General features: G+C 59.2%; 11 protein-coding genes and 1 pseudogene. All 12 read left to right on the top strand.

What is annotated here, in order from left to right:
* Positions 1 to 15 precede the first annotated feature (15 nt).
* Positions 16 to 258, top strand: coding sequence for a ferredoxin (locus tag C9413_RS18545; protein WP_170250738.1), 243 nt, complete (start codon positions 16 to 18; stop codon positions 256 to 258).
* Positions 259 to 486: 228 nt separating this feature from the next.
* Positions 487 to 1,026: a nuclear transport factor 2 family protein gene (locus C9413_RS18540; protein ID WP_040114263.1), complete on the top strand. Its 540-nt coding sequence runs from the start codon at positions 487 to 489 to the stop codon at positions 1,024 to 1,026.
* 138 nt (positions 1,027 to 1,164) lie between these two features.
* On the top strand, positions 1,165 to 2,019 hold the full coding sequence (locus C9413_RS33535) for an SDR family oxidoreductase (RefSeq protein WP_246703787.1): 855 nt from the start codon (positions 1,165 to 1,167) through the stop codon (positions 2,017 to 2,019).
* Positions 1,929 to 2,540 (top strand): annotated as a pseudogene (locus C9413_RS33530) (SDR family NAD(P)-dependent oxidoreductase); the annotation flags it as partial. The gene C9413_RS33535 and the pseudogene C9413_RS33530, both read left to right, overlap by 91 nt.
* A gap of 47 nt (positions 2,541 to 2,587) precedes the next feature.
* A complete protein-coding gene (locus tag C9413_RS33525; RefSeq protein ID WP_348648786.1) occupies positions 2,588 to 2,746 on the top strand; it encodes an SDR family oxidoreductase in 159 nt (52 codons plus the stop codon).
* A 298-nt stretch (positions 2,747 to 3,044) separates the two neighbouring features.
* Complete coding sequence (locus C9413_RS18525) at positions 3,045 to 4,133, top strand: LLM class flavin-dependent oxidoreductase (protein WP_040114265.1); 1,089 nt, start codon at positions 3,045 to 3,047, stop codon at positions 4,131 to 4,133.
* Between the two features lie 23 nt (positions 4,134 to 4,156).
* Entirely contained in the window at positions 4,157 to 4,357 is a 201-nt protein-coding gene (locus C9413_RS18520; protein WP_133938071.1) for a hypothetical protein, read from the top strand.
* 1,022 nt (positions 4,358 to 5,379) lie between these two features.
* The gene (locus tag C9413_RS18515; RefSeq protein WP_040114460.1) at positions 5,380 to 5,652 is read left to right on the top strand and encodes a hypothetical protein; all 273 of its coding nucleotides are present in this window, start codon (positions 5,380 to 5,382) and stop codon (positions 5,650 to 5,652) included.
* A 1,055-nt stretch (positions 5,653 to 6,707) separates the two neighbouring features.
* Positions 6,708 to 7,601: a nitrogenase iron protein gene (gene nifH / locus C9413_RS18510; protein ID WP_040114461.1), complete on the top strand. Its 894-nt coding sequence runs from the start codon at positions 6,708 to 6,710 to the stop codon at positions 7,599 to 7,601.
* Positions 7,602 to 7,710: 109 nt separating this feature from the next.
* Positions 7,711 to 9,213: a nitrogenase molybdenum-iron protein alpha chain gene (gene nifD / locus C9413_RS18505; RefSeq protein WP_040114269.1), complete on the top strand. Its 1,503-nt coding sequence runs from the start codon at positions 7,711 to 7,713 to the stop codon at positions 9,211 to 9,213.
* Between the two features lie 122 nt (positions 9,214 to 9,335).
* Positions 9,336 to 10,877, top strand: a complete 1,542-nt coding sequence (nifK, locus tag C9413_RS18500) for a nitrogenase molybdenum-iron protein subunit beta (protein ID WP_040114270.1) — start codon at positions 9,336 to 9,338, stop codon at positions 10,875 to 10,877.
* A 60-nt stretch (positions 10,878 to 10,937) separates the two neighbouring features.
* On the top strand, positions 10,938 to 11,796 hold an 859-nt coding region (locus tag C9413_RS18495), incomplete at its 3' end, for a nitrogenase component 1 (protein ID WP_281408645.1).

Raw genomic sequence — 11,796 nt, 5'->3', positions numbered from 1 at the left:
CCATGGAGGTTCCGCATGCTCATCACCGGCCCCAAGGCCAAATGCCAAGGTCATGCTCGATGCTGGGCGCAAGCGCCCGACATCTTCGACCTTAATGACGAGGGCTACATACTGCCCGGTGATATCGATGTTGAGGAGAAAGACGAACTGCTCGCCTCACGAGGCGCTCGATCCTGCCCCGAACGTGCGCTGGAAATCGATCGCACCTCCGATGCGTTGCTTGATCGTCTTTTGTTCAATCAACATTGTGGGGGTTAAAATAGAGCGTCACCGGTACATGACGGCGCTGGCCTCTGTCCAGACACCGTACTCGTTCAGCAGTCCCAGTGGTGTCAACTTCTACGGCAGCTGTTTCATATCGATGTGCAAGCGGCAGGCAGGGTTTGCCTACAGTGCGACTGCCTTAACCGCCGAACAGTCGAAACCTTGGCTGCGTAACTGAATGCGCGAAAACGCCTCTGTCAATCTCAGATTTGCGACAAAGCGATGAAACACAAAAAAATTGACGAATTGCTCGACCGCGAGGCGATCCGCGACTGTCTCTATCGGTACTGCCGCGGGATAGACCGCGCGGATGAGGCGGCGCTGCGCAGTTCCTACTGGCCCGATGCGCATGACAATCACGGTGCCTATTCCGGCTCGGCAGAGGGCTTCGTTGAGTTCGCGCTGGGCGTCTTCAAGACCGGACCGCGCAACATCCATCAGATCACGAACATTCTGATTGAGTTCATCAGCCCGGCAGAGGCCGCCGTCGAGAGTTACTTCGCCGCACTGCAACGCGCACCGGATGGTGCCGGGACGCTACGTCAGGTCCTCATCTGCGGTCGCTATTGCGATCTGTTTCAGAAGAGGGGAGGGGATTGGCGAATTGCCGAACGGACGGTGGTCTATGATTTGGTCGAGGAACAGAGCCTGTCCGCGGCATCCGAGACAGAGCGGTTCGGCCCCCGACAGCCGATCGGAGGATCGCATCCAGATGACCCGGTCTACGCCTTGGGGAAACGCTGCATTCCATCAAGAACATGAAAGTGAGGCTTGATCGCCGGAACGCACAACGTCTACTGGGACGGAAACTCCTCGCCATCATGACGTGCTGCAGTACCGCGACGGATCATCATGATCCATGGCCTAGGATTGCCAACGCTGGTCGGGAGAACTTATCTCATGAATCAGGCAGGACGTATCGTCATCATCACAGGCGCTGCAGGCGGGGTCGGCCGTGCCCTTGTCGATGCTCTTGCCGCAGATGGGGACATTGTGGTCGCCGTGGATCTCCCTGGCAGCGGCGTGCTTGAACTGGCCCGCAGTCTCGGGCCCCCGCATCTTGGGCTTGAATTCGATGTCTCGCGAGAGGAGGATATCCTTGCGCTTTATGAACGGATCGAAGCACAGTTCGCCCAGATTGGCGTCCTCATCAACAACGCCGCCATGGGGCCGACTATGGCTGCGACCGTTGACACGACTATCGACGCCTTCCGACGCGTCTTGGCAGTAAACCTGATCGGGCCCTTCGCCATGGCGCGCGAAGCAGCACGGCGGATGCAGCGGGGCGCTGTCATCGTCAACGTCGCGTCGCTGGCGGGCGTGCTCGGCAATCCCAAACGCAACGCCTACGCCGCCTCGAAGGCGGGCCTCATCGCGTTCACGAAATCGCTGGCATGCGAGTTGGCGTCGTGTGGCATTCGCGTGACGGCGGTAGCACCGGGCTATGTACGCACGCCGATGGTCTCGGAACTTGAGCGCGCGGGCAAGATAGACCTCGTCGCGGTGCGCCGCCGGGTGCCGATGGGACGCGTGGCGCGTCCCGACGAAATCGCCCGAGCGGTGCGCTTTCTCGCCAGCCCGCAAGCGAGTTACATCACCGGTTCCGTGCTGACGGTTGATGGTGGCTGGATGTCTTCAACCAGCCGGGCGATGCGCATCCGCCAGTGCCTGGGACGCCACGAGCCGAACTCTCCCGTCCGGCCGAGCACTCCAGTGCGCGGATCGTGCTCGTCACGGGCGGGGCGAACGACATAGGCGCGGCCGTCGTCCGCCGCTTTGCCGCAAACGGCGATACCGTTGTAATTGCCGACAGATATGGCGCTGCAGCGGCAGGGCTCGCCGGATCCCTCGGCGGCAAGCACATGGCGAAATCCGTGGACGTTGCCGTCGAGAGCAACGTGGTGGCGCTGTTCGAGGAGCTGCGGAGGCGCTTCGGCAGGCTAGACGTCCTCGTCAATAGTGCTGCTGTGGCCGACACTTTTGTGCCAGGGGTTGAACAAATGCCGACACAGATTGAGCACGTCCTGGATGTGAATCTCGCCGGCGCCTTCACCTGCGGCCGCGAGGCGATCAAGGCGATGCATCCAGGAAGCGTGATCCTCAATCTCGGATCGATCAACACTTTCCCGCCCTTCGCACCGCGCCATGCCTACGGTGCGTCCAAAGCGGGGATGGAGATCCTGACTCGGTGCATGGCGGCCGAACTCGGGCCGGTTGGCATTCGCACAGCCACCGTCGCTCCTGGCTATATTCATACGCCTGGCATCGCTCAGTTGGCAAAGCGCGGCCACATCAACTCGACAGCAATCAGACGCGCATCCCGATGGGAAGGATGGGACAGCCGGAAGACATCGCGGACGCGGCGCTCTTTTTGGCATCGTCTGACGCATCATACGTCAACGGCTCTACCCTGTACGTGGACGGCGGCTGGACCTCGTCCGGGGATGCGGCATTCGCCAGCCAACTCTATCAGAACATTTAGCGGAGGCCGCGGAATGATTGTCGACTGTGCGCCACGCGGCTGGCTGCGGCTCATCGAAGCCGAAAATTTCAAACGCGACCAGCTCCCGCTGCGCGATGCGCCCGAAGCGCGGTTCCCGATCGAGGGTGTCCTCTCCATCGATGAGCGAAACGCCCTCATTGGAGACGCAGTCGTTCGAGGTCTTCGGTGCGCGCCTGTGATCGCCGAATGGCAAGCGGCTTACCGGAGGATAATCGACTACGCCGCTACCAAGGCCGGAGCATCCCTGACCGCTAATCTGCCGTAACAAGGAAACACCATGGAATTCGCGACATTCCTCTTGGCCGCTCGGCGCGGCTATCATCAATCGTCCAACGACGTCATCCGCAACTCCATCGAACAGGCAGTCCTTTCGGAGCAGGCTGGCTTCAACACCGCATGGTTCGCCGAGCACCACTTCAACAATTACAGCCTGGTTCCGTCGCCCTTGATGATGGTGGCGCACTGCGCCGCCCTGACGAGCACCATTCGCCTCGGCACCGCCGTCTGTGTGCTGCCGCTCTATCAACCGCTTCGCCTGCTCTCCGAGATCGGATTGGCCGATATTGTTTCGAACGGCCGGCTCGAGCTCGGCGTCGGCTCGGGATACCAGCAGTTCGAGTTCGAGCGCTTCGGCGTCAATGTTGATGAGGCGCCGGCTGTTTTTTCGGAATATCTGGACATCCTTCTCAAGGGTCTCAATCAGAGGATCTTCGAGCACGACGGGCAGTATAAGAAGATACCTCCGACAGCGATTTCGGTGCGCACAGTCCAGAAGCCAACACTGCCAATCTGGATCGCTACAACGTCCGGATACAGCATGGGCCGGGCTTATCGTGAGGGACACAATCTGTTCGTCACCGCATTCCACGACGGCTTGGACACTTTGAGCACGCTGCGCGAAAACATCGAGAAAGCAGCAGTTTCAAAAGGTAAGAATGTTACGGACGCCAAGATATCGCTGCTGCGCTGCTGCTATGCCAGCGACGACGAGGTTGAGATCAACAGCTATCTCGATAACGCCCGTTTCCAACGCCGGCTGTCCGAAGCATTGCTTCTACGCCGCCAGCAAAGCCTCGATGGCTATCTGCTGCAGGAAACGCCGACGCAGCAGGACCTGTCCTTCGAGACTATGCGCGAGAACCTGCCGATCGGTAGCGTGAATCGTGTGATCGATCGGCTATTGGAAGAGATAGACATCCTGAAACCGGACCAGATCGCAATTCAGACCCAATTGGGAGATTTCGACCAGAAGACGATGCTGCGGCAAATTGAGCTTTGGGGAGACAAGATCATCCCGGAGGTCAATAAGTCACTGGGTCATGGGCCTGAAGTGACAGAATTGCCGCTTTCTCGGACAACGAAGTGATTTCGATCAGAAGTAGTTCGGACATGACCGAAATAGATCCTCCCCCGACGCTGAATGCCCCCGATGACGATCCTTGTCTCTGGCTCGAAGACATCGATGGCGAGAAGGTCCTTGTCTGGGTCGCCGATCAATCGGCGAGAACTCTGGCACGCTCTGGTGGGCCGCGGTTCGAGGGCAACCGCGACACACCCGCCGCGACTGTCGACAGGTCAAGGTCCCCCTGATTACCCGCCGCGGTCGATACCTCTACAGTTTCCGGCGAGATGCCGCAAACCCGAGAGGCATGTGGCGCAGAACAACGCCCGCCGCCTACATGAGCCAGAGCCGAAGTGGGAGATCGTTCTCGACTTAATGCCGTCGCGGCAAGCGAAGGAGAGGACTGGATCTGGGACAGCGCCTCAATCGAACCGGAGAGACGCGAAAGAGCGTCCTGCACCTGTCGCGTGGTGGCGGCGACGCGCTCGGCATCGCGAATTCGATCTCGTCGCGATGCTCCTCACCGACGGCGTCATTCTCCCGGAGGCCCAGCGCTATCGCTCCCGACGTGAACTGACCCGTAATTGATTACACCGACAATGCGCGTCATGCGTGGCTGCTCCTCATGTCGGCTTTTTTCAGCTTTCTGGATGTTGATTCCCGCGGCGAACAGCCCGCCCCGAGGCCCTGCCGCTTGCGCCTGCCTCGAGGTCACGCGCAAGTACCATTCCAACCAGCGCCCAAGCCGCTCGAAGGCTTCTGGTCTTCGGTTGATCGGCACGCAGGAGGATGCGGCGCTGCCGAGTTTGTCGAATCCGCGACACAATATTGTTCGGCCAGCTTGCTGATGCAGCCTCACTAAGCCATTGAATAAATATGGAAAAACTTTTCTAGTCTCTGTGCGCAGCTGGCACGATTTTTGAATCTCCCTTGTCGCGAGGGATAGGAGCTTGGTGTCAGCAGTGCTCGGCCGAAAACGGTCGAGCGTAATCCGTAACAGCTCCATCACAACCGTCTGCGCCTCGCGAAGCCGCGCCAAAAAAGATGCTTTTTTGACAGGCTCGAAAAGTCACCAGCTATGGGTTGCGCTGAATGTGCGGGGCTTGAATTAGAAAGGAAAGGAGCATGAACGACATTGTATTTTCGGACCTTGAAAAGCGCATTTCTGCCATTAGCGAAGAAGACGCAAGACAGCGACAAAGGCGACTTTGTGCTTGTCCGGGCTGTAAGTCGGGGGCGAAGTCGACCTCTTTTTTGAGTGAGGCACCTCGTGCACTACTTTAAACCTTTATTAAAGCGTTCTCATCAGGTGTTGGTAGCAGAGGACGGGAGTATCTGCGTCGGGAAGATCCCCGGAAAATCAAAAAAGATCATCCAGTCTCCTCCGCCTTGGGTTGCCGTTTTGATTTCAAAACTCGACGGCGAGCATACAATGCCAAGGATACTGAACGAGCTTAAGGCAGAACAGTATGACGTCACCAATGGTGACGTGCACGATTTTGTCTCAGCCCTCGCTGGCTGCGGGCTCATTGAAGAGCGCTGAGGCACTTGGTCGGAGACTGGGGTCAATCAACGAAGGGATGATTGCCCATTGTTCGGCCGCGGCGTTGGAACCGGCGAAGAGGGTTTCCTGTTGAGGCGATCGGGCGCATCGAGCGATCGATGAAGTGATATTCGTTCTCGATGCGACCGTCGTCGATGAAGAGGGTGAATCTGACCCAGCGTGAGAGCGCATCGCGGATTGCTTCACGGCGGACGCAAGATTCGTCTGCTCCCGCTCGGGAAGTGGATTTGCCTCGATATAAATCATGCATTCAGAGCCCAGCTGCGTCAGCAGCGTCTCGGGCGGCTGGTAAGCTGATTGCCGTCGTCGCTGAGCCTCTGTAGCCCAGGGCGACCAGGGCTTGGGCTTGTTGTTTGCCTTCGCTGGGAAGTGGCTGCCGCTGCTGCGGGGCGCAATGGGCTCGAGCGACTTTCTTATCTGGAGGGCTTTCGCGAACGCCGGCTGCGGAGCCGAGGCCATTATCATCGCGCCTTTCCTCAGCGAGTTCGGGACCAAGCGGTATCGCGGCAAGTTTGTCGGGCGCTGACTGGTTCCTTTTCATTCGGCGGTTGTGGGCCGCGCCCGAACAGGGCGCAACCTGCCCAATGAGCAAGTCGTATGACGTCTCCCACCCAGATAAGAAGTTCAGCGCAGGATGTGCCTATCCAATCATGTTCGCGATTTGATCTCCCTCGGCGTTTTGCGTGATCGAAAGCTCCGCCCTTTTCTCATTGGGAGCTTGGATGTGCGATTGTCTCCATTTCGAAGCTCGTTGATCCTGCTGACGGTCGTCGTCCTCTCTCCCGCGAGGTCAACCTATAGCGGTCTCAAGTAACGTCAACTCGACACCGTCTGTCGGCTTTGTCGGGTCAGCGACACAGGCTTGTCTAACCAATCTCTTGTTATGGCTTGGACTAAATCGCTGAAAAACAATAAAAAAGGCCTTTCCTTCGACTCGATCAGCCAAATTGGCACGCGTCTTGAAACTGTTCCTTGCGAGGCGAGAACTGCCGACCGGCATTCCGCGATGGATGGAACGAAGGAAGGAAGGCAATATGTCAGATTTGCGTCAAATCGCATTCTACGGCAAAGGGGGCATCGGCAAGTCCACCACCTCCCAAAATACGCTCGCGGCCCTTGTCGACCTCGGGCAGAAAATCCTCATCGTCGGATGCGATCCCAAAGCCGACTCCACCCGCCTGATCCTGAACGCGAAAGCGCAGGACACGGTTCTGCATCTCGCAGCACAGGAAGGTTCGGTGGAAGACCTCGAACTCGAGGACGTGCTCAAGGCCGGTTACAGAGGCATCAAGTGTGTGGAGTCCGGCGGTCCGGAGCCGGGCGTCGGCTGCGCCGGCCGTGGCGTCATCACCTCGATCAATTTCCTCGAGGAGAACGGCGCTTATGACGATGTCGACTACGTCTCCTATGATGTGCTCGGCGATGTGGTGTGCGGCGGCTTCGCGATGCCGATCCGTGAGAACAAGGCCCAAGAGATCTACATCGTCATGTCCGGCGAGATGATGGCGCTCTATGCCGCCAACAACATCGCCAAGGGCATCCTGAAATATGCCCACTCAGGCGGCGTGCGGCTCGGCGGCCTGATCTGTAACGAGCGCCAGACGGATCGCGAGCTCGACCTCTCCGAGGCGCTGGCTGCCAGGCTCAATTCCAAGCTCATCCACTTTGTGCCGCGTGACAACATCGTCCAGCACGCCGAGCTCAGGAAGATGACGGTGATCCAGTACGCGCCGGACTCCAAGCAGGCCGGGGAATATCGCGCGCTAGCCGAGAAGATCCATGCCAATTCGGGCCAAGGCACCGTTCCGACCCCGATCACCATGGAGGAGCTCGAGGACATGCTGCTTGATTTCGGCATCATGAAGACCGACGAGCAAATGCTTGCCGAACTTCAGGCCAAGGAAGCGACGGTGGCGGCCGCCCAATAACGCCGCCGTCGACAGGGCGCGCCGGCCCTTTGACCACCCGGCGCGCCCTTCCACGAACGATGCCTCGTCGGCGGGGCATTATCCGAACCTTGAAAGGGGGCAAAGGCCCATGAGCCTTGATTACGAGAATGACAGCGCTCTCCATGAGAAGCTTATAGGGGAAGTGCTGTCACAATATCCAGACAAGGCGGCTAAGCGCCGCAAGAAGCACCTCAGCGTCGCAAGGAGCGGCGACGAGCCCGGCGAGGAGGCAAAGGCCCTTTCCGAATGCGACGTCAAATCGAACATCAAGTCCATTCCGGGCGTGATGACGATCCGAGGCTGCGCCTATGCCGGCTCCAAAGGCGTGGTATGGGGCCCGGTCAAGGATATGGTCCACATCTCACACGGGCCGGTCGGTTGCGGTCAATATTCCTGGTCGCAACGCCGCAATTACTACGTCGGCCTGACGGGCATCGACACGTTCGTGACGCTGCAGTTCACCTCAGACTTCCAGGAAAAGGACATCGTTTTCGGCGGCGACAAGAAGCTTGAGAAAATCATCGACGAGATCGAAGAACTGTTTCCCTTGAACAAGGGCATCTCGGTGCAGTCCGAATGCCCGATCGGCCTGATTGGCGATGACATTGAGGCGGTGTCGCGCAAGAAAGCCAAGGAGCACGAAAAGACGATCGTGCCGGTGCGCTGCGAAGGCTTCCGCGGCGTATCGCAGTCGCTCGGCCACCACATCGCCAACGACTCGATTCGCGACTGGGTTTTCGACAAGACGGAAGTCGAGTTCGAGGCCGGCCCTTACGATGTTAACGTCGTCGGCGACTACAATATCGGCGGCGACGCCTGGGCTACGCGCATTCTCTTGGAGGAGGTGGGGCTGCGCGTGGTCGGCAACTGGTCGGGGGACGCGACGCTCGCTGAGGTAGAGCGTGCACCAAAGGCCAAGCTGAACCTCATTCACTGCTACCGGTCAATGAACTACATCTGCCGGCACATGGAGGAAAAGTACGGCATCCCCTGGATGGAATACAATTTTTTCGGTCCCTCCCAGATCGAAGCCTCTCTGCGCGAGATAGCCAAGCATTTCGGGCCGGAAATCGTCGACAAGACCGAGGCTGTCATCGCCAGGTACCGGCCCTTGGTCGATGCGGTCATCGACAAGTACCGGCCGCGCCTCGAAGGCAAGACGGTGATGCTTTATGTGGGCGGCCTGCGCCCTCGCCATGTCATCACGGCCTACGAGGACCTCGGCATGCGGATCGTCGGCACCGGCTACGAGTTTGCCCACAACGATGACTATCAGCGCACCGGCCATTACGTGAATAAGGGTACGCTGATCTATGACGACGTCACCGGTTACGAGCTGGAAAAATTCATCGAGGGGATCCGCCCTGATCTCGTTGGCTCCGGCATCAAGGAGAAGTACCCGGTGCAGAAGATGGGCATCCCGTTCCGTCAGATGCACTCCTGGGATTATTCCGGACCGTATCACGGCTATGACGGCTTCGCCATTTTCGCCCGCGACATGGATCTGGCCATCAACAACCCTGTCTGGGACCTCTACGACGCTCCCTGGAAGAAAAAAGCCGTGCCGCCGATGGCGATAGCGGCCGAATAAAAAGCTGGCCTCCCAGGAGCAGGGGGCCAATGAACGCCCGCGACCCTTGATCTGCGGGAAACCAGAAACGTCTCGAGGTCCTGTGCCGCCGCCTGGCGCGCCAGAAGGAAAAGGTGACCACCATGCCGCAGTCGGCCGAAAAAGTTCTCGACCATGCTCCCCTGTTCCGCGAGCCGGAATACAGGCAGATGCTCGCCGAGAAGAAGCTGAATTTTGAATGCCCCCACCCGGACCAGATCGTTACCGATCAACGCGAATACACCAAGACCTGGGAATACCGCGAAAAAAACCTCGCCCGCGAAGCCCTCGTCGTGAACCCGGCCAAGGCCTGCCAGCCGCTCGGCGCCGTGTTTGCGGCCGCAGGCTTCGAGCGGACCATGTCCTTCGTCCATGGCAGCCAGGGCTGCGTTGCCTATTACCGTTCGCATCTGTCGCGGCACTTCAAGGAGCCTTCATCGGCGGTTTCGTCCTCGATGACCGAGGACGCGGCGGTGTTCGGCGGCCTGAAGAACATGGTCGACGGGCTCGCCAACACCTATGCGCTCTACGACCCGAAGATGATTGCTGTCTCGACCACCTGTATGGCGGAGGTCATCGGTGACGACCTGCATAGCTTCATCGAAAACGCCAAGAGCGAGGGCTCGGTCCCGCCCGACTTCGATGTTCCTTTCGCTCACACCCCCGCTTTCGTCGGCAGCCACGTCGATGGCTATGATGGCATGATCAAGGGCATTCTGGAGAACTTCTGGAACGGCAGCGCGCGCAAGGAAGTGGCTAAAGCCATCAACATCATTCCCGGCTTCGACGGCTTCTGCGTCGGCAACAACCGCGAACTGAAGCGCTTGCTCGACATAATGGGCGTATTCTACATCTTCATCCAGGATGCCTCCGACCAGTTCGACACGCCCTCGGACGGTATGTACCGCATGTATGACGGCGGCACGAAGATCGAGGACGTGAAGTCGGCTTTAAACGCCGAAGCGACACTGTCGCTGCAGCACTATAACACCCGCAAAACGCTCGAATACTGCAACGAGGTCGGTCAGGCGACGGCCTCGTTCCACTATCCGCTGGGTGTCAAGGCGACCGACGAATTCCTGATGAAGGTCTCGGAAATTTCCGGCAAGGAAATCCCCGGGATAATCGGAATGGAGCGCGGCAGACTTGTCGACGCTATGGCGGACAGTCAGGCCTGGCTGCACGGCAAGAAATACGCGATCTACGGTGATCCCGACTTCGTCTACGCCGTTGCCCGGTTCGTCATGGAAACCGGCGGTGAGCCGACCCACTGCCTCGCCACCAACGGAACGTCGGCCTGGGAAGCCGAGATGAAGGAGTTGCTTGCATCCTCGCCCTTCGGCAAGGATGCCCAGGTCTGGGCGGGTAAGGACCTCTGGGCGCTGCGCTCGCTGCTCTTCACCGAACCGGTGGACCTGCTGATCGGCAATTCTTATGGCAAGTATCTCGAGCGCGACACCGGCACCCCGTTGATCCGACTGACCTTTCCTATTTTCGACCGGCACCATCACCACCGTTTCCCGCTCATGGGCTACCAGGGCGGACTGCGCGTCTTAACGACGATCCTCGACAAGATCTTCGACAAGCTCGATCGCGAGACGAGCGAGCCGGGTGTGACGGACTATTCTTATGACCTGACTCGCTAGGAGCGGCGGTCGGCCCTGTTAAGGCCGGCCGACTTCATTTGGACTTGGAGACCCGGCGCAATGCCCTCGCTCACTGCTAAAATCCAGGATGTCTTCAACGAGCCCGCCTGCGAGAAGAATCGCAGCAAGGATTCCAAGGCGCGCAAAAGCGGCTGTTCGAAGCCGCTGACACCCGGGGCGGCAGCCGGCGGCTGCGCTTTCGACGGCGCCAAGATCGTGCTGCAGCCGATCACCGACGTCGCGCATCTGATCCATGCCCCACTCGCCTGCGAGGGCAACTCCTGGGACAACCGCGGCACGGCTTCGTCCGGGCCAATGCTTTGGCGCACGAGCTTCACAACCGACCTCACCGAACTCGACGTGGTAATGGCGCAGGGGGAGCGGAAGCTTTTCAAAGCAATCCGCGAAATCAAGGAAGCGTATGCGCCGCCGGCGATCTTCGTCTATTCGACCTGCGTGACCGCGTTGATCGGCGACGACATTGAGGCGGTCTGCAAGCGCGCTGCGGAAAAGTTCGGCTTGCCGGTGGTGCCGGTCAATGCGCCGGGCTTCGTCGGCTCCAAGAATCTTGGCAACAAGCTCGCCGGCGAAGCGTTGCTCGACCACGTCATCGGCACCGTGGAACCTGATGATGTCGGTGCTTACGACATCAATGTCCTTGGCGAATTCAACCTCTCCGGCGAGTTCTGGCTGGTGAAACCGCTCCTTGATCGCCTCGGCATCCGGGTGCGCGCCTGCATTCCGGGCGACGCGCGCTACCGCGATGTTGCCTCCGCGCACCGCGCCCGGGCGTCTATGTTGGTATGCTCGACGGCACTTATAAATCTCGCCCGCCAGATGGAGGAGCGCTGGGACATTCCATTCTTCGAGGGCTCCTTCTATGGCATCACCGACACCTCGGAAGCACTCAGGCAGATCG

The sequence above is a fragment of the Rhizobium sp. SEMIA 4085 genome (assembly GCF_013004495.1).
Classification (GTDB): Bacteria; Pseudomonadota; Alphaproteobacteria; order Rhizobiales; family Rhizobiaceae; genus Rhizobium; species Rhizobium gallicum.
Note: the sequence above shows the minus strand (reverse complement) of the source record. Positions and strands in the feature narration are given on the sequence as shown.